Source organism: Vibrio sp. ABH4_348, from assembly GCF_056159765.1.
In genome coordinates this window covers 385,982-408,761 of the sequence record NZ_JBSWVW010000002.1, presented here as the reverse complement: position 1 = coordinate 408,761, position 22,780 = coordinate 385,982, and the positions used below count along the sequence as shown (strand labels likewise).

Genomic DNA, 22,780 nt, shown 5'->3' with positions numbered 1-22,780 from the left:
GCAATGATTAAACTAATTTATTCGATCTGTATTCACCTATTTTTTCTGATGCTGATTTATTCGGGAAGTTTTGAGGGGATGATTAGTACCCTCATCTTAATATATGTATTTCCCTGGACATTTTCTGGCAGTGTTGGAGGCATCTTTGCGATATTAGCTCATAAAAAATACCGTAATTCATGGCTAACTTTTGGGGCATTTTTGATTCCTAGTGTTTTAACTCTTGGTGGCCTGTTTCTCACTGCGGTGCGCATGATGGAGACTGTGAGCTTTATATGATGAGAGATAACAAACGATGAAACTGTTCTTGTTAACGCTATTTTTCACAATGCTCCCTAAGCTTGTTTCAGCCAGCACTTGTTATGGTACGACTTCCAATGGACGTTTAGAAAGTGGTGTTCAATTACCAGCGGCGGGTGACAATTTTGTCGGATACAGCACTTTAGCACGTTGGGCTGGAAGGACTTATGTGCATTCTTCTGTTAGAGATATTGTGCTGGAAGCCTACGATCAGCTCTTGATTACTCATCCTAAAAAGGTCTTCAAATATGCAGAAACAGGGTTTGAGGACGGTGGCAAGTTCAGTCCACATAAAACCCATCGCAATGGACTGTCAGTAGATTTCATGACTCCTATGGTGAATTCACGAGGGGAGTCTGTTCATTTGCCCACCCACCCCTTTAATAAGTTCGGTTATAACATCGAGTTTGACCAAAAAGATGAGTTTGATGGATTAAAGATCGACTACGATGGAATGGCGGCACATATTGTCGAGTTGCACAAAGCTTCGGTAAAGCAAGGCCATAACATCTGGCGAGTAATTTTTGACCCCAAATTACAACCACCATTATTTAACACAGCTTATGGGCCATACCTCAAAAAGCATATTAAATTTTCAAAGCGACGCTCTTGGGTCAGACATGATGAGCACTACCACATAGATTTCATTGTGCCATGTAAACCATAAACTTGATTTACCTGAATTGCTCTGGTTATATGCATCTCTACACATTTTACTGTCAACGGTTTTTATGCGCCGCTTCTTCTTTAAGTCACTAAAGCGAACACTTTTTGTGTTGTTACTGACAATAATTAAATCTACCCGTCAACGCATGGGTTTGTTTGGCGTGCTTATCATGGTGCTGGCAGCATTCTTGTTTTTGTCATTCATTACAACCTTGTTGTTTTATCTGGTAGTGATTGGCGTTATCGCATTGCTGACGTTGCAATTTAAGAAATCAACGATGTCTAAGCTGCGACGACGTTTTCAACGCTACAAAGGCGCTATTATTCAAAAGGCAGATCGTATTTAAGAGTGGAATTTCATCCTGTCTGACTTGTTAGTTTGGCCTGTATTGCTGATAGCACTTGGTCCGTTTGGTTAGATTTACACCATTTAATTTAGAGGGCCAACACACTTTTCCTGTGTTAGCCCTATTACTTTTTGCTCAACTTTCTATTTCTTGCTTATAGTGTCAGTTATTGCAGTGCCATAACTGTACTCCATTCAAAAATGCTCGTTGTGTAGACGAAAGGAACTCGTTTATGACTATCAGTAAAACTAGGCGGCTATGTACCGCGAGAGAATACATTGCTGACCATTGTTTTGAGTCTTTAAGTCTTATGGATGCAGCGGGCACCTCGTTTATGTCTTCTTTTCACTTTCTACGCGAGTTCAAGGCGAACTATGGTGAAACGCCGAATGAGTTTTTGATCAGGCTGAGAATTGAAAAAGCCAAGCAAATGCTGATCACTGAAAACTATAGTGTGTCTGAAGTGTGTGAACGGGTCGGTTATGCAAGTCTTGGCAGTTTTTCATCTTTGTTTACTAAGCACGTTGGTATGCCACCGACGGCTTATCGACGAGTGTTATGGAATTTATCAACTGAGCCTTTTCGGTACCCATTGCAAGCGATTCCGGCTTGTTACGCACGTTTCTTTGTAACGAAACCAATAAAGTTAACGCGGCCAAGCTATTGAGCAAGATTGGAGAAATCAAATCCATCGTCTGCTTGTACACTAACTGTCGACAACTACTCAAAGGAAATGACATATGATTACATCCATTGCACACGCTACGGTTTACGTTTTAGATCAAGATGAAGCCTTAGATTTTTACACCAATAAGCTTGGATTTGAAGTTGGCGAAGACATGACAGTTGAAGGCGGGTTTCGTTGGCTTACGGTAAACCCTAAATCCCAGTCGCAGATACAATTGGTATTGGCCGAGCCAAAAGAAGGCCCTATGTTTACCCAAGATGCTGCCATGAAAATTCGTGGCCTTATTGAAGAGGGGGCATTTGGTGCGGGTGTGTTTGAAACTGACGATTGCCACCAAACCTATAATGATCTTTTGGCCAAAGGAGTCGAATTTATTCAGCCTCCCACAGAAGAGCTATACGGAATAGAGGCAATGGCAAAAGATAACTCCGGAAACTGGTTCAGTCTCGTTCAGAAAGCAAAGTAAACCCTCCAGCTTGTGGTCGATTGGCCACAAGCTTTTCTATTCCTTTTGAAAACCCGTTCGTCGGACAAACTCATTTGCTTCTGCACCAACTCAAGTTAGCTTCTCGGTCTAAACTAAAGTAAGCCTTAGGTTTGGGTTGGTTGGGAATGAGACGCGAATATTTAGCCAAAAAGTTCAGGTGGTTCACGCTTTTTGTTTTACTGGGATGGTTGGTATCGTACTCGAAGTATGCCTATACCAATACTACTGAAGTGATGATTCTTACCGATGATGCTTATCCTCCATATAGCTTCTCCAAAGAAGGTAAGGCGGTTGGAATTTACCCAGATATTATAGCGCTTGCCGATGAACTTATGCCTGAATACCAGATTGTATTGGAGCCTGTTCCTTGGAAGCGTGGGCTAAGGTTGTTAGAAACCGGACGAGCATTCGGGTTACTTCCCCCTTATTTCTATGAGCAAGGTCGGCCGTACATAGCGCCCTATTCGGTGCCTATTTTGAATGAAGAAGTCGTCGTTTTTTGTCATAACGATGTATTTTCCTCTGAAAGCTTCACCGAGTGGCCTAGAGACTTTTATGACTTGAAGTTTGGGCTTAATGATGGATTCAGTATTGGTGGACGAGAGTTTTGGAAAGCCGTCGACCGAGGCGATATAAAAGTTGAACTGGCAAGTGGCAACCGCAATAACCTCGCCAAACTGCAAGCCAATCGTATCGATTGTTATCTCAATGATAAAATTTCCGTGCAATGGGAATACGCGCGTATGAAGCGCGAAGAAAAGCTAGATAAGGCTCAGTTTTCTGTTGTGCTTGAGGTAAGCCGCGAACAAGGTTACGTAGGCTTCACCAATCAAAACCTTTCAGAATACCCCTACAAAAACGCCTTCATTGAATCCTTCAACACAGCCATTCGCTCACTTCAACAATCCGGGAAGGTCGATAAAGTGGTGGCAGGATACATCGAATAGTCGCGTACTAAGTATGTTCACATTATTACTTTCCACTGTGGAAAATAAATGCTTGCCATATTGGAAAATAAAGGTTACTTTATAACTTTCCAGTATGGCAAGTGAGGAAGGTATGAATAATCACAACCTTAACAAAAGTGAGGCGCAACAAGCGCTTTCCAATATCAGTAACAACCGCAACACCACTATGCGTAATTTGAAAACACCGAGTTGGTTGGCTTGGATGATGTCGATATGTGCAGGATTTGCTGCCTACTCTTCGACACTTGTCGATAAGTCTTCAATGTGGACTTTATTATCAGTCCTTAGCGCAGGCTTATTGATTTTGGGAGCGAGCTTTTATTTTTTCTGGATCCGTCAGAAAGGCTACAAGCTGTCTAGATCTATGGTTAGCACAAAAAGAAAACTCAATAACGTGTTAGCTGCATTGGTGGTGGCTGCTGCAATCCTAGTATCAAAACAGGTTGTCACCCAAGGTTTTACTTTTGTGTCGTGGGGAATTGGTATTCTTATGTTTGCAATTACCTTTTACGCGCTATCTAACTATGTGAATGGTGAGCGTTTAGAGGAACATAAAAATGACCACTAGCCAATTCGACAATTTGATTCACGCCCCAAATCGGCTGCAGCTATGCGCCATGTTGGAACCGGCAGAAGAAATAGAATTTTCAGTCGTGAAAGCACAATTGGGTGTTAGTGACTCTGTGGTATCCAAGCAAATTCGCCAGCTTGAGGAGGCGGGCTACGTGCAATCGGTAAAAAGAACATCTTTGGGAAGATCACGCACATGGGTTGGGCTTACATCAACTGGACGTAAGGCTTACCGAGCCCATGTTGCTGCTCTGAAAGAGATAGTGGGCAACCTCTGAGTCATCGTTTTTACGATTAACAGTTTTTCGTATTCAACAACTTAAGTTTGCTCTCATACATTTGGCATAAATTGCGCTGGGAATTTTGGTTCTTATTGGTGATTTTTCATTGAGATAAACAACAAATAATTTGGGTTCCAGACTGGATAAACTCGCAAATGCTAACTATAGATTTATAGATGTGTTTATCAATAAGGCCTAATGATGAAATTTAGCCATAAGATTGTTGCAGCGTCGGCGTTGTTACTTTTGGTCACGGTTTCGCTGCTGACCGCTAGGCAGTACTTTAACATGCGTTCAGAATTGCGAACTCAAGTGGGCGCGAGTGTTGAGGAAATTGTAAGTGGGGTGCGAAATACGGTTGCCTCTGAAATCAATGGACGGAAATCGATAGCAGCCTATGCGACGAGTCTACTTGAGCTTAATTTAGATAGGGCGGCGGTTGAAGCTGTCATTAGCCAACCTGTTGTTAAAGAAACGTTTTTATTGGCGGGTCTTGGATTTGAAAGTGATGGTTCTAATGTCAACAATGACCCAAGTTGGAACCCGGGTGACAGTTGGGATCCAAGAAAGCGTCCTTGGTATATTGATGCTAAACAAGCGGGTGAACAAATCATTACTGCGCCTTATGCTGACTCGGCCACCAATGAAATTTTAGTTTCCATTGCGAATCCAGTGACTAGCAATGGGAAGTTTGTCGGCGCCATTTTTTATGACGTAAGTCTTGCCGGCCTGGCGGAGCTGGTTAACCAAGTTCAATTGTTTGATGCTGGTTATGTGTTTATTGTTGCCGGTGACGGTACCACTATCGCACACCCAGACGCAGCTCTAAACGGCAAGCCGATGTCAGAGTTTTTGGCCAATACTCAAATTTCTGAAGAGCCGCAAAACATCGAATTAGAAGGTTTGGTGTATACCGTCGACTTTGCCAAGGTTCCCGGTGAAGATTGGTATGTCGGTGTTATTTTGGATGAGCGTATCGCCTACGCTGCGATTGAAGATATCCGAAATAGCTCACTTATCTACACCACATTTGCGTTGATCATCAGTATCGCTGTGTTGCTATTCCTAATCAAAACGCTGATGAAACCACTTGATAGCTTGAATGCTGCGATTAATGATGTGGCTTCCGGTGAAGGGGATTTAACCAAACGCTTGGATACCAAAAGTGATCCTGAGTTTGCGCAACTGGCGGTGGGGTTCAATCAGTTTACTGAGAAGCTACAGCAACTGATCAGTCAATCCAAAGCCATCGGTGGTGAGATACTGAGAAGTTCAGAAGCAACCTCAGCAGGGTTGGATGAATCGGCAACCGCGTTGCAAAGTCAGTTACATGAACTAGAGCAATTGGCAACTGCGATGCATGAAATGGCGGTGACGTCTAATGATGTTGCATCGAATGCTCAAGGCGCGGCGACCGCGGCTAAAGAAGCCGATGAAGCCACTCACGACGGAACTCAAGTAGTGACGAGTACCACTCAATCCATTGATGAGCTCTCTTCTCGTATCGACGATGCAGTAGTGGAAGTTCGAGCCTTGGAAGAAGCCACAGCGAACATCGAAACTATTCTGAAAGTAATTAATGACATTGCTGACCAAACCAACTTGCTCGCGCTCAACGCGGCGATAGAAGCCGCTCGGGCAGGAGATTCTGGCCGTGGCTTTGCAGTGGTGGCCGATGAAGTTCGAACATTGGCACAGCGCACGCAGGAATCGACGACTGAAATCCGTAGTATGATTGAGCAGTTACAAGCAGGAGCAAGCTCGGTTGCGAGTGCAATGGATCAAAGTAAAGAGACAGCGGAAGGCGTAGTAACCCATGCTCAAAAAGCCAATGATGCACTTGAACGTATTCGAGACGCTATCGTTCGAATTAGCGACATGAATGTGCAAATCGCTTCGGCGGCAGAAGAGCAAAGTTTGGTGGCCGAAGAGATCAACAACAATACGTTGAAGATTAAAGATCTCTCAGTGCAAGTTTCGGATTTGGCGAACAACGCAAACATATCGATGCAAGCACAAACTGAGAATATCCGCGACCAAGACGCTGTGCTGAACAAGTTTATTGTTTAAGTTACATCGATATCGAGTATCAACGGCCAGCCTTATGCTGGCCGTTTTAATTTGGGTTTAAACTTATTTTTTTAGTTCGTCAGTCCTGCCTGCGAAAGTGCCACGTATGCTTCATTAACATGTTCGGGAATCGGCTGTTCGATTTGAAAGCCTTTTTCTGGATAATCTCTGACTCGCTCGAAATCGGCAATGGTGGCATGGATGACGTGATCGAGCGGCATGTCTTCAGTAGGGTATTCGTTTAGCGGAATAGGGGGTGACGTGACCACCACATTTTCAACGGGAGTTGGCCACTGTTTTAGAAACGTCGCGTAAGCTCTTCTCTCCATAAATGGCTTTTGAACCAAGATGAAACTCTGGAAATTGAATCCAGCACTTTTCATGGCTTGGTAGCCCAGCGTAACATTTTCGCCCGAATTGGTAGCCTGTGTTTCTAAAATGAGTGCAGATTCTGGCACACCTTCATCGATTAGTATGTCGGCAAAGGTTTCAGCTTCCGATTTTTCAAATGCACCTTCTGTGAATCTGCCTTCGCCACCTGAAATAAGAACACGTTTGGCAAGGCCTTGTTGGTACAACTTGGCAGCGTAATCGGCAACTCGAAGATCGTTACTGCACATGATAAACAGGCAATCGGCGGGTTTGAGCTCATGTCCCATCAAATGGAAATCCCAAAGTGTTTGTAAGTGTTGATATAGGTGCTTTGCCATGATGAATCCGCAGTAAAAAAGCCCCAAGTAGCCAATACTTGAGGCAGGTTTCGAGACATTTATGGGTACATGTTATATCAGGAGTTTTGTTGGATATAACCCAGTAAAGTCAGATATTGCGACTATTCAGTCATTGCACGTAGCATCCAAGCCGTTTTTTCGTGTTCACGCATACGGTCAGAAACAAGGGCGGCTGAAGATTCGTCGTCAGCATCCTGTGCCGTTTTTAACACTTGCCTTGCAGTGCGAACCACTTGCTCATGGCTTTGGGTAAGGATTTCAACCATTTCTGTCGCGCTTGGTACACCTTCCACTTCTTCGATTGAGCTTAGCTCCGCGAATGCACGATAGGTTCCAGGAGCCGCGACACCTAGTGTGCGAATGCGTTCGGCAATTTCATCAACGGCAAGAGCAAGCGCGTTGTAATGTTCTTCAAACATCACGTGTAGCTCTCTAAATTGCTTACCGGTGACATTCCAATGGAAATTATGTGTTTGCAAGTAAAGTGTGTAAGAGTCAGCAAGCAAGCGCTTTAGACCTTCTGCAATTTCAATACGGTTTGTTTCTGAAATACCAATGTTGATTGTCATAATTTGCTCCAGTTGTTTCGTGCTGTATTCGTTTGATGTAGTAAGAATAGAACAAAGTTATGATAGGTTATAATGGTTGGTTCTTATTATTTCGATAGGTAAAAACTATTTTAAAGTGTCTGACATGACATTATTGCTTGTCGAGAGATTCAAACAGTTTGAACTGCTCAATCAACCAGTTGGTTTTTGGATCTTGTCTTCTGGTGCGATGCCAAAACCAGGTTAGCTCATAATCTGGTACCTCAAATGGAATGTCAGATAACTGCACTGGAATGGTCTTACTCATATGGTTGGCAAGACGAGTCGGTACTGCTAATAGATTGAGTGTACCGGGTAGTAAATAGGGTCCCGTCAACACGTTGGCACATTTGACCGCGATGCTTCGTTGTTTACGAGTTTTGGCAAGTACCATATCAATAATGCCTCGCGACTCGCCATACGGCACGACCAATACATGCGGATAAGCCAAATAAGAATCCAAATCAAATTCACCTTGGTGCGGATGGTTGGCGCATCGAACAATTCGGTAATCATCTTTAAACCAAGAGTATTGGATTAAGCTTTCGGCGTAATGTGGCTGGTGGCTAAATGTACAAATAAAGTCGACATCGAGCGACTGTAAGGCTTCTTCTGGTAGGGAATCTGGCTGACGGACAAACTCCAAACTGACGTGAGGGAAATGATGGTTTAAATAGACAACGAATTCTTTTAGGCACCAGTTGGTGTAGTCAGTTGTCGCTATTTTGAAGTGATTGGGTTCGGTCGGATCAAAAGGATGAGCAGACGAAAAGCCGGACTCCAGCTGCGCCAACGACGGCAAAACAAAATCAGAGATTCGGATGGCGTATTCTGTTGGCTGCATCTTATTATCGATTCTTACAAACAGTTCATCATCTAAACGTTCTCTGAGTCTTTGAATTGCATGACTACATGCAGACTGACTCATCTTTAACTCTTGAGCCGTTCTGGTAACCGATCGATGTTTAAAAAGGGTTTTAAAGACAACGAGTAGATTTAGGTCCAACTGATGGAGCTCTTTCATATGCATGATTTTAATTTATCAATTCATTACTATGCATTATCAACATGTAGCTAGGTTTTGTACACTGTGATTCAAATGTTGCGGAAACCAAAAAGGATCAGGAGAACCAATGTCTATTACTATTCGACCAGCTCAAGTAGATGATTCCCAAACGATTTTAGATTTTATTCAGGGCTTGGCTGATTATGAAAAAGCCAGTGAGTGTGTCCTCGCAACCGTTTCTGATATTGAAAAATGCTTATTTTCAGAAGGTGCAACCGCACACGGTTTGATTTGCGAGCAAGACGGTAAACCGGTTGGCTTTTCAGTTTATTTCTTTAACTACTCAACCTGGCTTGGCAAAAATGGATTGTATCTAGAAGATTTGTTTGTTGATCCAAGCGCGCGCGGCCTAGGAGCTGGCAAAGTATTGCTGCAGCATTTAGCCCGTATAGCAGTGGCAAAAGATTGCGGACGTTTTGAATGGATGTGTTTAGATTGGAATCAACCTGCCATCGATTTTTACGAAAGCTTGGGAGCGGAAATGCAACCTGAGTGGAAGTTGTTCCGCTTAACGGGCGATAAGCTTCTCGCATTTGCAGAACAGAACAAGATTTAAGTTGAGTGACTTGATTATGACTAGGTATGCAGTAGCTCAAATGGCGTCGGAGCGTGGCAATGTTGACAACAATATAGCCAATCATATCCGGTTTATTGAAAAGGCTGCAGAGCTAAATATTGACTACATAGTGTTTCCTGAACTTTCGTTAACAGGATACGAGCTGGATTTGGCAAAAGAGTTGGCTTTTGTTGAGAGTGATAGCCGGTTAGCACCCCTTATCGATGCCTGTGTACGAACCGGTGTTGCTGTTGGTGTTGGATTACCTTTGAAAGGTGAAAATGCACCTTATATTGGCCTCGCTATCATAGATAAATCAGGGCTAGTTACTCACTACAAAAAAATGCATTTGCATGATGGTGAAGAGGCTTATGTCTCTAGCGGAGAAAGTTACTCTATTATGAGTCAATTTAGCCTACCGGTCGCCAACGCAATTTGTGCTGATACTATCAATCCTCAACATGCGATAGGGTGCGCTGATTTGGCTGCACAACTTTATATTGCAGGCGTTTTAGTTACCCCAGGAGGGTACGATAAAGATGCCTCAATTTGGGCGAAAAGCTCCCAAGATAATCAGCTCGTCGTGATGGTTGCCAATTACAATCAGCCAAGTGGTGGTCTTGAAGCCGCGGGTAAAAGCGCAGTTTGGGTAAATGGAGAGCTTTTAGCTCAAGCGAGCACCACTGACGATTGTATTGTTGTGGCTGAAAATAGAGGGCACTTTTGGTCTGCATCGGTTAGCGTTATTTAGCTTAGTAAGCCAACCAGTAGGCAAGTAGGCGTATCATAGTGCCAATCTATATCAGATTAAGATAAACTCTCTTAGCATCTATTTAAGCTGCTAAGAGAGATTCATGGAAATCCTGAAATATCAAAAAATCAAAGCCGAATTTAAGCCATGGAGCCCCGTTTATTTAGAGGTGGCGGAGCATCTTGCAAATCTGATTCAAACTGATCAGATAGAGGTACTGCATTTTGGATCAACGTCCGCCAAGATAGGTGGAAAGGGAATTATTGATTTGTCGATTTTGTATCCCACTGGCTTTTTGGATGTCGCAGTGCAACGCTTGGTAGAGCTGGGCTTTCAGGATGAAAATAGTGACAATCCGTTCCCCCCAGAACGTCCGCGCAAAGACGGTTCGGTTTTATACAAAGGTTCGAGATATCAGATACATGCTCATGTCATCGAGAAGGGCTCTCAGACACATCAGGAGCAAATAGCGTATAAAGAATTTATGCTAGCGAATCCGCAAGCAAGAGCTGACTATGAGGCATCCAAAAAACACATCTTGGAGCAAGGCGTCACCGATCAGGCAAGTTACGGAGAGCTCAAATCGCCATTTGTGAAAGGGGTTCTGCAGCAGTTTCGCTAACACAATCGCATTATGGTCAAAAGCAGCTTTTGAGGGATTGTTGCATTGGGGACAATGTAGACAAAGACTATCCCGGAGACATCATGTGTTATATGCACAGGAATACAGTAAAAATCAGAAAATTATACGATTGTCTGCCTTTGCTATTTTGTATGGGATAGTCATTTACGTTTGTGAACGTTTTTTCTTACCTCAACTACGGTTGTTAATTGAGCATCCTAACTGTGTTACTTGGTTCGGTGTTAGCGGTACTAAGTTTGTGTGGCATCTTGTTTTTATCGGTATACCGGGTCTGATACTTTTACCGACTTTGTTCGCCATGCCTATTGGTATCAAAGCACTAAAAGAGAAGCAGTTTCCACCATCTTCGATGAAGGTTTATCGACGCACCCGGATACGCACCGGATGGACCGCAAAAATCCAGGCTATCACGTTGACATTGATGCCACTCATTGTACTGGGATTAATGTTATTGCTTTTACCATTCGTCAATGAATTGAGCTCACAAATGCCGGTCGAGCTTCCTCCATGTGAAGGGATAGATAGTTTAATTAAACACAGTGCCCAATCAGCTAGTTCGGTGAGCTAGCAAGTTCGGAATGCAAAGTTTTTGGTCGGGATAGTCTTCGAATACCTAGAACCACTCCAACAATCAAGAGCGTCGCAGCGGTTGCCTCTGACCATGTTGGAAAACGGCCATCCGCAATAAATCCGTAGCTAAGTCCAGATAGTGTTTCAAAGACGATTATTTGCCCTACCAGTGCGACTGGGAGAATACGCGACGCTTGATTCCACCATAATGTGGCAAGCCAAGAAACAACAACACCTAGGAAAATACAGGACAATACAACGGGTGCAGTCATTGCCTTATCAAGTTTTTGCATGGCTATTTCTCCGTTACTCCACCACCAGGCTGCAAGCCCGACGACACTCATGGCTAAGCAGCCAACGCCAATGGCTCCTGACCAAACATGATTGGATATATTTGGGTTATTTTTCAAAAACAGTGCATTGGACACGCCATACCATGTCCAGAGTACTAAACACAAAACCGCCAAACCTAAACCAAAGAACAGATCTTGCAGACTTGCGCTGTTTTCACTCTCTAACAACTTACCGATCTTTAAGGTAGCAATGCCAGACACAATCAAAATGATTGGAACAAGCAGCTGTGAATAGGATGTCGTTTTCTCTTTTGCATTCCCAACTAATGACATAGTAATGGGCAGCGCGCCGACAATGAGAGCGGCTGGCGTGATCCCACTAAAGCTAATGGAGGAGGTGAGCAACCAATAGTAGCCTAGATTGCCGGCAAAGGCGTACCAACATGCCCAGCCCCATTGTCTGGGTGTTAGGCTTAGAAATCGATGTCTATGTGGGACAATAATGACTAACGAAACAATGCCATAACTTAGATAACGTCCAAGTGCAATGAGGGCAGGGTCGACATCGCTGAAGTAGTAGGGAACTAAAAAGGCAGTTCCCCAAAGGCAATTGACGAGGATGGCAAGGAAAATGGCAGTAGAAATAGGCACGTATTTGTCTTTATTGCTAACTTGTTGGTGCCACTATCCTACGGCTTAAACTGAGTTTTTGATAGCCGGGAGTTTGTCTAAGCAGTCTGTGATTCAACTTATCTTTTTGTAATTAATGTGGTTTTTACCAAAGTGCATTTTGACGATACGCTTTATTAATGATTTTCATGATGACGGTTTTCGACTCAGCTTATTGTAGTGCGTGGATATACAAAGCATTTGCCGTCAACACTGCCCAAATGCTAAAAAACACTGCCCAACATTTTCCTATTGTTCCTCGAATACTGGCTTTAAAGGGTGGAGAGGCTTTAAATACGCAGATTGAAGAAAACATGGCAAACGCAGGAAATAAGCTGATCTTTAGCCAAACTAATGTCTCAGCGTTAAAAAATGGGCGCATTGACTCTAGTGTAAAGAGAATGAGGTAACTTCCGACAATCTGCATTGCCAGTGCTTGCCACAGTGGTAATTCACCACTTGTCCAAGATTGCCAAAAAGACTTGGGTATAGTTGCAGTGTTCATGCAGTTACTCCTGGTGTAAATAGGTCTAACGATTAATTCGCTTAGCAATAAGGATTTACCATAGGGTCAGTTCGCTCTGAGTTTAATCTCCCGAACTGAAATTAAGTAATTCAATGAATTCATTATCTTACCTTCTAAATCTATGTAAGTTTCTGTTGTCTAGCTTATAAATGGGTTGCAGCGCACTCCAAAAGAATGCGCTGCGATCTCAGGGTTCCGTGACTAAGGGAGCCCGGAGAAAGGTGACCGCCGGGGGAACAGCAGTCGTTTGGGTTTCGTGTTATGCAGGGGCAAGTGACGGTTCATTTTGCTCCAGCAAGTTTGCGACAAATTGGGCTTTGGCACCTAGGATAACTTGTAGTCCTGTGTTACCTACTTTAACCACGCCCATTGCGCCGAGGTCTTTAATCGCTTTCTCGTCGACTAGCGACATATCACGAACTTCTAGACGAAGGCGAGTGATACATGCGCCAATTGAAGTTAGGTTACCGCGTCCACCAACGTGAACTAGGATTTCTTTTGCTAACTCTTCATCGCTTAGTGTGATTTGTGTGGTTTCTTCCTCACGGCCAACCGTTTGATAGTTGAACTTGCGAATGACCACTCGGAATACGGTGTAGTAAATTGCCGCGTTGATCGGACCCCAGATAAATAGATTGACCCAGTTAGTGTCAAAGCCTTTCAGACCAGGCATTACACCGTATAGCACAAAGTCGATGATACCTGCCGAGAAGGTTTTACCCATTTGCATATCTAATGCATAAGATACGCTGTACGACACACCAGCCATGAACGCGTTGAATACATAAAGAACAGGAGCAACGAATACGAAGGCGAATTCAACTGGCTCAGTAATACCAGTAACAAAAGCGGTTAGTGCAGCTGAACCTAGCAAGCCCGCGGCGATCTTTTTGTTTTTGGTATGTGCTTCTTGATACATGGCCAAACATGCTGCAGGGAAAGCAAACATGTAGATAGCGAAGTTACCGGAAATAAACGCGCCTGCATTTTTGTAGCCACCGCCTTCAAAAGTATGGACTCCGTCAGCAAACATGCGCCACCAAATATTAAATGCACCGTTAACAACTTCGCCATTTTGCGCCGTGTATTCGAAGAAGTTGAACCAGTATGGGCTGTAGAATAAGTGGTGAAGGCCAACAGGAATCAGCGCTCGCTCCATAAAGCCGTAGAAGAATGTTGAGACATACATATTGCCGTCAGCAAGGCTAGTAGAGATTGAGCTAAGACCTGATTGAATTGGGCCCCAAACGTAAGGAAGGCCTAAGCCGATAACAAAAGCTGCAGCACAGGTGGCGATAGGTACAAAGCGTTTACCAGCAAAGAACCCTAGGAATTCTGGAAGCTTTATATTATGGAATCTGTTGTACATATATGCGGCAACAAAACCCATAATAATACCGCCAAGAGGACCCATGTTTAAGGTTGGGATACCCATAACAGTGCCATGATGGAGGTTAGTTGCAACAGTTTCCGGAGTTATACCTTGGGAGACGCCAATTGTTTGATAAAGAACCAGAAGGCCTGCTATTGAGGCAAGACCTGCCGCCCCTGAATCTTTAGTTAAACCTACTGCAACACCCACAGCAAATAGTACCGGCAAATTACCAAAGATGATGCCACCTGCTTGTTCCATTAATGTCCAACCAATGGCGTTACCTATACCCAGTAACAAACCAGCGGCAGGAAGCAGAGCGATAGGCAGCATAATGGCTTTACCTATAACCTGCGCCTTACTCATCACGTTTTGTAGTGCACTCATAAGAGACTCTCTATTTTTAAAAGGATTAGTCAAAGTGGTCCTCGTTCCAAATCTAAAATCTGGATTGAGGAGCTAATAGAGAGATTAATAAATTAACGAGGGTTCAAGGTTACAAAAAGCTTCGTGTTTGTAACCGTATCCCATGCTTTGTAAGTGGCTGATTACAAAAATTATTACAGGTTGATTTTTGGGCAGTTGATGAGGTCGCTCATTTGATTTTGGTCAAATATAAGGCGAACTAGATGTTTAGGTTTTCAAAATTTAATTAGGAAATATGAACTTTGTAAGCAGGCGCAAATAAATAAAAATCATCCACTTTAACGCTTAGTAACTTTGGGATTTGATCTATTAAACACTTTTGCTATCAGTAATACCAAGATGTGCAACAAAACGAATTCAGACGTGTAAAATGTTGAGATAGTGTCAATAGTTTGAGACATGCTAAATTTCATGGAGAGATTATCTTGAATGTTGCTAAAGACGCACTGGAAGCGGCTGAAGACTGGGCGGTTGAGCACCATGAAATACCTATCAGGAGATGGGGTGGCTTGGCGATGAACATCCAGCGAACTTTTTTAACCCTAGTAGTTTCGCCAAGACAGACTGGATTAATAAACAGCTAATTAATGGTGCTCAATTAGCCGAGCCGAAATACTTTAAACTGTAAACGATTGAACGAATGACATTAGATATACCCACTTTATATGCTGTAAGCGTACTCACCAATGTGCTGAGTACCTTCGCTGTTATTGCAGTAGCGGCACGTCAATCTATCCCCGGCCTTAAACATTTAGCTTGGGCGTTAGTGTCTAGCAGTGGTTTTTATCTTGTACTTGGAGTACGTGGCACCATAATACCAGAGCTTATCGCAGTCAGTGTCGGCAATGGTTTGGGTGCCTTGTCACTGGCTTTTGTGCTGCGTGCAGTGCTGCGAGCCTCTGGCAGGCAAATGCACATGCTTATATACATCACACCAGTGATAGCAACATTTTTAGTCAGTATTGCCTTTGTCGACGATAGAAGTTCTCGGCTCATATTATCTTCTATAGTTTCGGTCTATCAATTGGCACTGGTACTTTGGACCTTAGGTAAAGCAAATAACATCGTTGGACGTGGTAAAGTCATAATGACGGTAGCGATGGCGGTAAATCTTTTTGTCTTAGCCTATCGTGCTGTTAGCTTGCACTTTGGTATTCATGGCGTCGCCGCGTTTCAAAGTAACGATGTTCTCAACACCTTATTTTATCTTTCGATATATCTCTGCAGCATCTTCACCTTTATGGGCTTTTTATTGATTACGGCTGAACAATTGGCCGAGAACAATCGACAGGTTGCGTTAAAAGATCAGCTTACGGGCTTGTATAACCGCCGAGGCATCTTTGAAAAGTTAGAATGCCTTTTTGAGCAGGAAGATATTAGAGAGTCGAACACCAGTGTGCTGGTAGTCGATGTCGATCACTTCAAACGAGTTAATGATACTCATGGTCACCTGGTGGGCGATACGGTGATCTGCCATGTGGCAAATACCATCAAAGCATCAGTCCCTGAGGCGAGTATCGTCGGACGAATGGGGGGCGAAGAGTTTTTGGTTGTGTTACCTAACACGGTGAGGCATCGAGCAACATTGGTAGCAGAGCATTTGCGAACGCAAGTACAAAACAACCCTAAACTTTCCTACGGTAAAGAAATTCCCTTAACCATAAGTATTGGTTTACATACCTTGTCGCGCTTACCCCGTTTCCAAAGCTTGGATTCGTTGGTGGCAGAGGCAGATAATGCGCTGTTTCGGGCGAAGGAAAATGGGCGTAACCGGGTGGAAGAATCGGCGCCGGCATGGGCGGCCTAACTATGCGTTGCTTCAAATTCGAACATGGATGAACGATGACTTACGAAGAGTTTAACCAAATTTGCCAGAGTTTACCCCAGACTACTTATGTAATGCAGTGGGGAGAGTCCCATGTGTGGAAGGTCGCCGGCAAAGTGTTTGCAGTTGGCGGTTGGGGGCCAGACAAGCAGCCTGCTTTTACCTTCAAAACATCTGAACAAAATTTTGTTTTTCTGAGTGAATCTGAAGGTTTCAGACCTGCGCCGTATTTTGCCAACCGTGGGATGAAGTGGATTCAAGCGTATACGGACAAGCCAAGCGATGATGATGACATCAAGTACTACTTGCAAGAGTCACATCGACTTGTTGCGATGGGTCTAAGCGGTGTAAAGCGCAAATCTTTAGGACTTTATCAAGACTGAATTCAACCCTTGCAGTTGAAACCCGGTATTATTGCCGGGTTTTTGTTTTTAGAGAACGCTAAAGTGATGAAAAATCAAAAAGACTATTCTGATATTGAGTTGGTTACTATTGAAGTCGTAGACCGCCAACTATTTGCTTACAACAACCGAGATATTGAGGCCTTTGCGGCGACTTATCATGAAAATGTTGAAATTTATACTGCTGAAGGTGGACTACAATACACAGGACGAGATGAACTCTATCGACGATATGGGGAAAAATTTGCCAATCTCACCTGGCTACATGCGTCTTCATTGACGCGCATAGTACAAGGCAACTATTTGGTAGATCACGAGTTAGCGCAATCGTCTTCTCGAAGCGATCACTCGGTTGAAAATAGCCTGACTGTGATCGCGGCTTATGAGGTAAAAGACGGCCTCATCACTAAAGTGACCTTTATGCGTTAGTACAGGTGCCTACTAGGAGTAATTAACAAGGATTGTTTATGAAAAAAATACTCGTGGTTTTGTTTATCATTGCGACGTCTGGACTCGCTGGATTTGCTGTGGGTGTATATATGACACCAATACTTATAGCACCTGATTCACCAAGTGAATCTGAATTGGCTGACAGAGCCGAAACCGCCACTTATACCGCGCAGTTTGATCGCAATCGCAAAGACAGTGATGGTTTGCATTGGGGGGAGGGCACAGTGTCGATATCAAATGAGTCCATTTCATTGCAAGGCAAGCTTGCACCGGGCCCAGATTACAAGCTGTACTTGTCACCCCAATTCATCGAAACCGAAAGTGAGTTTTTGGCGACAAAAGAACAAATGGTGCAAGTTGCCGACATCAAAACGTTCGAGAACTTTCTTGTCGATGTACCCAACGATATTGATCTCGCTAACTACAATACAGTCATTGTTTGGTGTGAAACGTTTGAGCAGTTTATAACTTCTGGGCAGTATCAGTGAGCCTCGCATCTTGAGGTCACTTTGGCTTTGGCAGTATTTAACTTTTTGCAAAGCGTAACAGAGCACGAATGGAAAATCATATTCGACGACCGATTGCTAAAGTCACCTAAGTGAATCAGTGTGTTGTGAGCAAAGCAAAAAGGAACAGATGTTGAACGCCGATCTATTTAGCCGACTGGAAAAGGTCAAACACTTTATCGAAACTCATCTTGATGAAGATCTAGACTGCGATGCGTTGGCAGCCATGGCATTCTACTCCAAGTTCCATTTCCATCGATTGTTTCTAACCCATGCAGGAGAAGGCGTGTATGCGTTTCGAAAACGCTTGTTGTTAGAACGTGCGGTTCGGCAGCTTCAATACGGTAGTCAAGCCATTACTGAGATTGCTTTTAACTCTGGCTATGACAATCAAGCGTCTTTCAATAAGGCGTTTAAAAAGCAGTTTGGTTTTACGCCAAGTCAGGTTAGGAAGCAACTGGTTCACATCCGTTCAGAACAACTAGTTTTGGTTGAAAATCGAGGTGTGACTATGAAACCAGAAATCAAAATCCTAGAAAGCCGTCGTCTAATTTCTGCCAGAGGTACCGGCAGTTATTCCGATGCGGCGAGCGAAGCTTGGGGAAAAGTGATGAAGTTTGCTTACTCAAATCGGCTGATGAAACCGCAAGTGAGCATGTACGGTATTTCCTATGACGACCCAAGTATCACCGAGCCAAATCGTATACGCTATGACGCTGGGGTTGATATTGATGCAACCATCGAAGGCGAGAATACAGATACTCTCAAGTATTTGGATATTGCTGCAGGAAAATACGCCATGTTTCTTCACAAAGGCAGTTACGATGACTTAGGTAAAACCTACCAGTCGATCTTCCAGAAATGGCTGCCGGATAGCGGTGAGCAACTCAGAGATTTGCCCTGCTTTGAACGATACCTTAACCGCGACCCGCGAAGAACCAAGCCGGAAAATCTCAAAACAGAAATTTACGTTCCGCTCCAGTCTTGAGCATATATCTTTAGAAAAAATGGTGGAGTGCCACACTCCACCATCTCAAACATGCCCTAGTATTCGTTGAAAATGGACAGTCCATCTTTAGAAAAAGCAATAACCTTAAAGTTTTCGTATTTCTCTCCAGGTCTTGCCATACCCGGAGATTTGGCCGGCATACCGGGAGCCGCTATTCCAGAAGTATTGGGCTTCTCATCTAATAAGCGACGGATATCGGCAACGGGAACGTGACCTTCAATGAGATACCCATCGATGATTGCACTGTGGCAAGATTGCATCTGTACTGGCATGTTGTGTGCCTTTTTAATCTCCGTCCAATCTTGTTGATGGTGGACATTAATTTCAAAACCTTCTTGTTTCAAAATCTCAGCCCACTCAGTGCAACAACCGCAACTTGGTGACTTGTATAGATCTACAACGGTTGCGGCAAAAGCGCTGCTAGAAAAGGACGCCAATAAGACAATGGCCAGTATTTTAAGTCGTGTCGTGTCAAAAAGTTTCATGGTGTTTCCTCTAAATTCTTTTTCGTTAATTGTAGTTTTAGGTTTTTAACTTGAAGTGTTTGTTGATGCTTGCTTTCTAAAACCGTCGCGAACGAACCATAAGCGGGTATCGAGATGAGCGAGTGTTTTTTCGGAGATAGCTCTGCGACATCTATGTTCACTTGATTGAGCGTGGTATTTTGAACGACTAGCTGATAACGCTTAGATGGGGATAGGTCATACAGTATCAGCTCACTAGGAGAGTCACTGTTAATTACCCATTCAATCAACTCTAATTCACCTAGATACTGCAGATATTCACCCGCTAGACGTTTGTCCTGTTCACTCATTTGCTCGCCCAACAAGCGCATGGTTGGCTCTTGTTCGAAGGCATTAGCAATATCTTGTTGGGTCGCTTGACGAATATTGCCACCCACATTGCCAGCGCCATTGGCAAATTCGCCGTGACAGGCATCGCAACCGTATCCACCTGCATTGAGATAAACGTTTTTGGCCTCTTCGAGTCGCTGGTTTTCAATATCAAATGACTCAGCGTACACGGGTAGCTGGGCACACCCGAAGAGCAGAGTGCAAATAGCCGTATTTTTCATAAATCTAATACCCTAAAAGGATGACAAACTACGTAAGTGGGTACTTACCTAATGAATATGCCTTGAATGGCAGTGTTTCGGATATCAGATAATGGGAGGTCTAAGGTTAGGCTGGTATATTTGATTGGCGTAGACCGGATCTTGCCAAGTTAAGACAATAGTTTGCGAGCGGGTATAACCAAGTACAAATCGGCTGGTGAGATAAACTGAACTAGGGGACGTCGAACACGCGTTACATACGGTACTGCAGTCTTCACAGGTGTGGGTGTCAATAGTTGAATAGGAGTTGGCGGTACAGACATTTTCTTGAGCACAATGCTGAGTTTGCGTATTGCTTGTAGCTCGGTGACTAGCGTGTGTGTTTTCCAAAGTTTGGTTGGTTACATTTGCAGGCTGGACAAGCGTAGCGACAAGAAACAGTAGAGATAGTAACGTCAACAAAACACGAGTGTCTAAGGACACGGTCTTAGTGTTAGTTCTTGTGTAATGTGACGCTTGAGATTTCAACGCTAAATAAACTCAGTTAACAAAGCCACGAATGTTCTAAGGTTAAACCTTTCCCATGGGGCAAGGTCAATGCTTTCAGACATAGAGGCACCAATTCCTCAGTGAGTTTTGACTGCAATCAAATATTAAAGTCAGGTTCAACAAAACTGACTAAGTTGCTTGGTGATCTTGTATTGGCATTATGTGACCTAACGGCGATACTAGCGCTCATCAACTATTCACAAAGCTTAATTTGCTAATGAAGGACAATGACCATGTACCATGCACACGTGTACTTCCCGCTAAATCAAATGGATAAAGCCAAAGCGCTCAGAGAGAAAATTCAGACCGAACGAAAGGATGTGCTTAGGGCATTTGACCTAGTTCCGCATTTGGTTGGCCCACATAAGATGCCAATGTTCGAGGTACACTTTGCCAATGACGACAGCGGATTTATTGATTGGCTGGATACACAAAGAGACGGATTTAGCGTATTAATTCACCCCGTAAGCGATGAACACTTGGCTGATCACACGACCCGTGCAATGTGGTTGGGTAGAGAGCTGGGCGTGATTGAAGATGTACTGAAAGACTTAAGCTGAACTGTGTTAACGCTTTAATGTTGAGTTGATCTAGCTTCTTGAAAATAAAATGAACTTTGCGGCTTAGGTTGCCACTAATTGGTTCTTAAATGTCCTTTCATATTAGTTTCAAGGTGTTGCAATGTTCAAAATCCGGATTGCCTTATTAACATCACTGTCGCTTATCGGTTCAGTAAGCGTCTCAGCTTCAACACACACAATTGAACGGCAAGATGGCTCGTCATTAACCTATTATTTGACCAAGTCGTCGCCAAATCAAACTGATACTTTGCTAGTTATCATGCAAGGCTCTGACTGCAATAGCGTTGCTCACAGTTCGTCAATCAAAGATGAATTTTCTCAGGTAATCCCCGGTGCTGACCTACTGACGGTGGAGAAATACGGACTTAGTCAAGAGATTAGCTGGAATCCCAATGGCGACAGTCCAGATTGTCCGGCCGTCTATGTCGAAAAAGATTCGCCAAGTCAGCGAGCTGCCGATTATCAGCAAGTGCTAGAGAGCCTCGACAGTCAGTACGAGGACATTGTTGTATTAGGAGGCAGTGAAGGTGCATTGGTCGCTGCTATGGTGGCGTCCCAAGTTTCATCAGTTGACACTTTGGTGTCGTTGAATTCAGGTGGTCGCTTTTTTGTTGATGACGTTCTCTTCAACATGGAGAAGACCATGCCACCAGAGGCTTTTACAGAAGCCAAAAATGGTTTCTTAGGGTTTCAACAAGCGGTGGTAAACGCGGACTTTATGGATATCAATATGAGTGGTCACGGGTTTGCTTGGTGGAAAGACATGTTCACGCTAGATCAAACCAACATTCTTAGCGGCGTGAGTGCAGAAACGTTCATTCTGCAGTCTGAGTTAGATATTAACGTGTCGCCAGAACTCGCAGCAAAGCAAGCGGAAAAGCTAATGCAATCTAGGTCGAATGTATTATTCTCAAAACTTAACGGTCTCGATCATTCCTTTAAAGACCCACAAGGTGAAAGCCAAAAACAAGCAGTTATTGAGCAAATTCGAGAGTTACTGGACTAGAGCTGTATCTCCACTCTCCAAGTACAACTTTTAGAAAGTGGAGCTAGAGTCTTAACCTACCATTTGTAACGGAGCCCAACAGAGAGAGCTGAGTGGTCAACATCGGTGTTATCAATCTTTTTGGCTAAGGTGGCCAACTTGTATCCAATCGTTAGATCTAAATGCTTAAACTGATACCCAGTCTCAACCCCCAAATTGTAAGCACCTCTTGAGGTATTTCCGATAGTGGTGCTTGAGTTCTTTTTGTTATCGTAAAATAAACGATAACTGCCGTAACCGATACGACCTGAAATAAAAAATCCGTTGTCTGCTAAGTGAAAGGTTGGTTTAAAGTTTAAAGAAATAGAGTTCCACTCGTTTTTACTATCAAAGGTAGCACCAGATTCTGTCCATTCTCCAAGTTCTTGGTATTCTATTTCTGTTCCCAAAGAAAAATCTTGTGATAAGTAGAACTGATAACCTGTGTTTATTGCAAAACCAGTAGATAAGTCTCGTTTTTCATGGCCACTGGTCAATGAAATTTTATATTTATTATTCGGTAGTATCTCTATTCCTGAATAAAAATATGAATCTGGTAGTTCCGACTTCGAGTCTTGAGCTAACAGAGTTACAGGTGTGAACATCATAAAAAACACTAGCCACCTAAACATAAAGTTTCCTCTTTGTTATTCAAATTAGTAGTAAAGAACTAGTAATTTGCAGGATATTTATGTGGAAAGGCAGCCAAAATAGTAGTTTGTTTTTTATATGCGATGAGATTTATAGGTAACGATGTAAACTCTGAAAACAAGATTCTCAAAACCTGAACTTAAAAAGCTACCTTATTGATTTA

28 protein-coding genes are annotated in these 22,780 nt (G+C 43.4%); 19 read left to right on the top strand and 9 right to left on the bottom strand.

What is annotated here, in order from left to right; translation table 11 throughout:
• The first annotated feature begins 295 nt into the window (after positions 1-295).
• From ACXAFJ_RS15580 to ACXAFJ_RS15545, 8 genes are all read left to right on the top strand, one after another.
• Entirely contained in the window at positions 296-967 is a 672-nt protein-coding gene (locus ACXAFJ_RS15580) for a penicillin-insensitive murein endopeptidase (protein WP_475324689.1), read from the top strand.
• A gap of 106 nt (positions 968-1,073) precedes the next feature.
• The gene (locus ACXAFJ_RS15575) at positions 1,074-1,313 is read left to right on the top strand and encodes a hypothetical protein (RefSeq protein WP_475324688.1); all 240 of its coding nucleotides are present in this window, start codon (positions 1,074-1,076) and stop codon (positions 1,311-1,313) included.
• A gap of 232 nt (positions 1,314-1,545) precedes the next feature.
• Complete coding sequence (locus ACXAFJ_RS15570) at positions 1,546-1,980, top strand: helix-turn-helix domain-containing protein (protein WP_475324686.1); 435 nt, start codon at positions 1,546-1,548, stop codon at positions 1,978-1,980.
• Between the two features lie 73 nt (positions 1,981-2,053).
• Positions 2,054-2,467, top strand: coding sequence for a VOC family protein (locus ACXAFJ_RS15565; RefSeq protein ID WP_475324685.1), 414 nt, complete (start codon positions 2,054-2,056; stop codon positions 2,465-2,467).
• A 254-nt stretch (positions 2,468-2,721) separates the two neighbouring features.
• Complete coding sequence (locus ACXAFJ_RS15560; protein WP_475325766.1) at positions 2,722-3,435, top strand: substrate-binding periplasmic protein; 714 nt, start codon at positions 2,722-2,724, stop codon at positions 3,433-3,435.
• Positions 3,436-3,547: 112 nt separating this feature from the next.
• Positions 3,548-4,024, top strand: coding sequence for a hypothetical protein (locus ACXAFJ_RS15555; protein WP_475324683.1), 477 nt, complete (start codon positions 3,548-3,550; stop codon positions 4,022-4,024).
• Complete coding sequence (locus ACXAFJ_RS15550) at positions 4,014-4,304, top strand: transcriptional regulator (protein WP_475324682.1); 291 nt, start codon at positions 4,014-4,016, stop codon at positions 4,302-4,304. Before ACXAFJ_RS15555 ends, ACXAFJ_RS15550 begins: the two co-directional genes overlap by 11 nt.
• Positions 4,305-4,508: 204 nt before the next feature.
• Complete coding sequence (locus tag ACXAFJ_RS15545; protein ID WP_475324681.1) at positions 4,509-6,377, top strand: methyl-accepting chemotaxis protein; 1,869 nt, start codon at positions 4,509-4,511, stop codon at positions 6,375-6,377.
• Between the two features lie 71 nt (positions 6,378-6,448).
• Here the strand turns inward: ACXAFJ_RS15545 and ACXAFJ_RS15540 are convergent, their stop codons facing one another.
• The 3 genes from ACXAFJ_RS15540 to ACXAFJ_RS15530 all read right to left on the bottom strand — a co-directional run bounded on the left by ACXAFJ_RS15540 (position 6,449) and on the right by ACXAFJ_RS15530 (position 8,719).
• On the bottom strand, positions 6,449-7,087 hold the full coding sequence (locus tag ACXAFJ_RS15540; RefSeq protein WP_475324679.1) for a YdcF family protein: 639 nt from the start codon (positions 7,085-7,087) through the stop codon (positions 6,449-6,451).
• A gap of 122 nt (positions 7,088-7,209) precedes the next feature.
• Positions 7,210-7,680 (bottom strand): Dps family protein, encoded by a 471-nt coding sequence (locus tag ACXAFJ_RS15535; RefSeq protein WP_475325764.1) that lies wholly within the window; start codon positions 7,678-7,680, stop codon positions 7,210-7,212.
• A 127-nt stretch (positions 7,681-7,807) separates the two neighbouring features.
• Complete coding sequence (locus tag ACXAFJ_RS15530) at positions 7,808-8,719, bottom strand: LysR family transcriptional regulator (RefSeq protein WP_475324678.1); 912 nt, start codon at positions 8,717-8,719, stop codon at positions 7,808-7,810.
• A 109-nt stretch (positions 8,720-8,828) separates the two neighbouring features.
• Here ACXAFJ_RS15530 and ACXAFJ_RS15525 point away from each other — a divergent pair, with 109 nt between their 5' ends.
• From ACXAFJ_RS15525 to ACXAFJ_RS15510, 4 genes are all read left to right on the top strand, one after another.
• Complete coding sequence (locus ACXAFJ_RS15525; protein WP_475324677.1) at positions 8,829-9,317, top strand: N-acetyltransferase family protein; 489 nt, start codon at positions 8,829-8,831, stop codon at positions 9,315-9,317.
• 16 nt (positions 9,318-9,333) lie between these two features.
• Positions 9,334-10,068 (top strand): carbon-nitrogen hydrolase family protein, encoded by a 735-nt coding sequence (locus ACXAFJ_RS15520; protein WP_475324676.1) that lies wholly within the window; start codon positions 9,334-9,336, stop codon positions 10,066-10,068.
• Positions 10,069-10,171: 103 nt separating this feature from the next.
• A complete protein-coding gene (locus ACXAFJ_RS15515) occupies positions 10,172-10,690 on the top strand; it encodes a GrpB family protein (RefSeq protein WP_475324674.1) in 519 nt (172 codons plus the stop codon).
• Between the two features lie 85 nt (positions 10,691-10,775).
• On the top strand, positions 10,776-11,279 hold the full coding sequence (locus ACXAFJ_RS15510; RefSeq protein WP_475324673.1) for a hypothetical protein: 504 nt from the start codon (positions 10,776-10,778) through the stop codon (positions 11,277-11,279).
• On the opposite strand, the gene ACXAFJ_RS15505 is transcribed toward ACXAFJ_RS15510, so the two are convergent.
• From ACXAFJ_RS15505 to ACXAFJ_RS15495, 3 genes are all read right to left on the bottom strand, one after another.
• Positions 11,263-12,225, bottom strand: coding sequence for a DMT family transporter (locus ACXAFJ_RS15505; protein WP_475324672.1), 963 nt, complete (start codon positions 12,223-12,225; stop codon positions 11,263-11,265). The two genes, ACXAFJ_RS15510 and ACXAFJ_RS15505, sit on opposite strands and share 17 nt — an antisense overlap.
• A 190-nt stretch (positions 12,226-12,415) precedes the next feature.
• Positions 12,416-12,748, bottom strand: a complete 333-nt coding sequence (locus tag ACXAFJ_RS15500; RefSeq protein ID WP_475324670.1) for a hypothetical protein — start codon at positions 12,746-12,748, stop codon at positions 12,416-12,418.
• Between the two features lie 280 nt (positions 12,749-13,028).
• Positions 13,029-14,528 carry a PTS transporter subunit EIIC gene (locus tag ACXAFJ_RS15495; protein WP_475324669.1) on the bottom strand — a complete coding sequence of 500 codons (1,500 nt, stop codon included), beginning with the start codon at positions 14,526-14,528 and terminating at the stop codon, positions 13,029-13,031.
• A 679-nt stretch (positions 14,529-15,207) separates the two neighbouring features.
• Between ACXAFJ_RS15495 and ACXAFJ_RS15490 the strand changes: the two genes are divergently transcribed.
• From ACXAFJ_RS15490 to ACXAFJ_RS15470, 5 genes are all read left to right on the top strand, one after another.
• Positions 15,208-16,374: a GGDEF domain-containing protein gene (locus tag ACXAFJ_RS15490; protein ID WP_475324668.1), complete on the top strand. Its 1,167-nt coding sequence runs from the start codon at positions 15,208-15,210 to the stop codon at positions 16,372-16,374.
• A gap of 35 nt (positions 16,375-16,409) precedes the next feature.
• The gene (locus ACXAFJ_RS15485) at positions 16,410-16,775 is read left to right on the top strand and encodes an MmcQ/YjbR family DNA-binding protein (RefSeq protein ID WP_475324666.1); all 366 of its coding nucleotides are present in this window, start codon (positions 16,410-16,412) and stop codon (positions 16,773-16,775) included.
• A gap of 66 nt (positions 16,776-16,841) precedes the next feature.
• Positions 16,842-17,222: a nuclear transport factor 2 family protein gene (locus tag ACXAFJ_RS15480; RefSeq protein ID WP_475324665.1), complete on the top strand. Its 381-nt coding sequence runs from the start codon at positions 16,842-16,844 to the stop codon at positions 17,220-17,222.
• A gap of 38 nt (positions 17,223-17,260) precedes the next feature.
• Positions 17,261-17,731, top strand: a complete 471-nt coding sequence (locus tag ACXAFJ_RS15475) for a DM13 domain-containing protein (RefSeq protein ID WP_475324664.1) — start codon at positions 17,261-17,263, stop codon at positions 17,729-17,731.
• 151 nt (positions 17,732-17,882) lie between these two features.
• The gene (locus ACXAFJ_RS15470; protein ID WP_475324663.1) at positions 17,883-18,737 is read left to right on the top strand and encodes an AraC family transcriptional regulator; all 855 of its coding nucleotides are present in this window, start codon (positions 17,883-17,885) and stop codon (positions 18,735-18,737) included.
• 56 nt (positions 18,738-18,793) lie between these two features.
• Here the strand turns inward: ACXAFJ_RS15470 and ACXAFJ_RS15465 are convergent, their stop codons facing one another.
• Both ACXAFJ_RS15465 and ACXAFJ_RS15460 read right to left on the bottom strand, forming a co-directional pair.
• Positions 18,794-19,243 (bottom strand): DUF411 domain-containing protein, encoded by a 450-nt coding sequence (locus tag ACXAFJ_RS15465; protein ID WP_475324661.1) that lies wholly within the window; start codon positions 19,241-19,243, stop codon positions 18,794-18,796.
• Positions 19,240-19,833, bottom strand: a complete 594-nt coding sequence (locus tag ACXAFJ_RS15460; RefSeq protein WP_475324660.1) for a hypothetical protein — start codon at positions 19,831-19,833, stop codon at positions 19,240-19,242. Before ACXAFJ_RS15460 ends, ACXAFJ_RS15465 begins: the two co-directional genes overlap by 4 nt.
• A gap of 761 nt (positions 19,834-20,594) precedes the next feature.
• On the opposite strand from ACXAFJ_RS15460, the gene ACXAFJ_RS15455 reads away from it, so the two are divergent.
• Both ACXAFJ_RS15455 and ACXAFJ_RS15450 read left to right on the top strand, forming a co-directional pair.
• The gene (locus ACXAFJ_RS15455) at positions 20,595-20,921 is read left to right on the top strand and encodes a DOPA 4,5-dioxygenase family protein (RefSeq protein ID WP_475324659.1); all 327 of its coding nucleotides are present in this window, start codon (positions 20,595-20,597) and stop codon (positions 20,919-20,921) included.
• 121 nt (positions 20,922-21,042) lie between these two features.
• Positions 21,043-21,948: an alpha/beta fold hydrolase gene (locus tag ACXAFJ_RS15450; RefSeq protein WP_475324657.1), complete on the top strand. Its 906-nt coding sequence runs from the start codon at positions 21,043-21,045 to the stop codon at positions 21,946-21,948.
• A 56-nt stretch (positions 21,949-22,004) separates the two neighbouring features.
• Here the strand turns inward: ACXAFJ_RS15450 and ACXAFJ_RS15445 are convergent, their stop codons facing one another.
• A complete protein-coding gene (locus ACXAFJ_RS15445) occupies positions 22,005-22,574 on the bottom strand; it encodes an outer membrane beta-barrel protein (protein ID WP_475325763.1) in 570 nt (189 codons plus the stop codon).
• Positions 22,575-22,780: the final 206 nt, after the last annotated feature.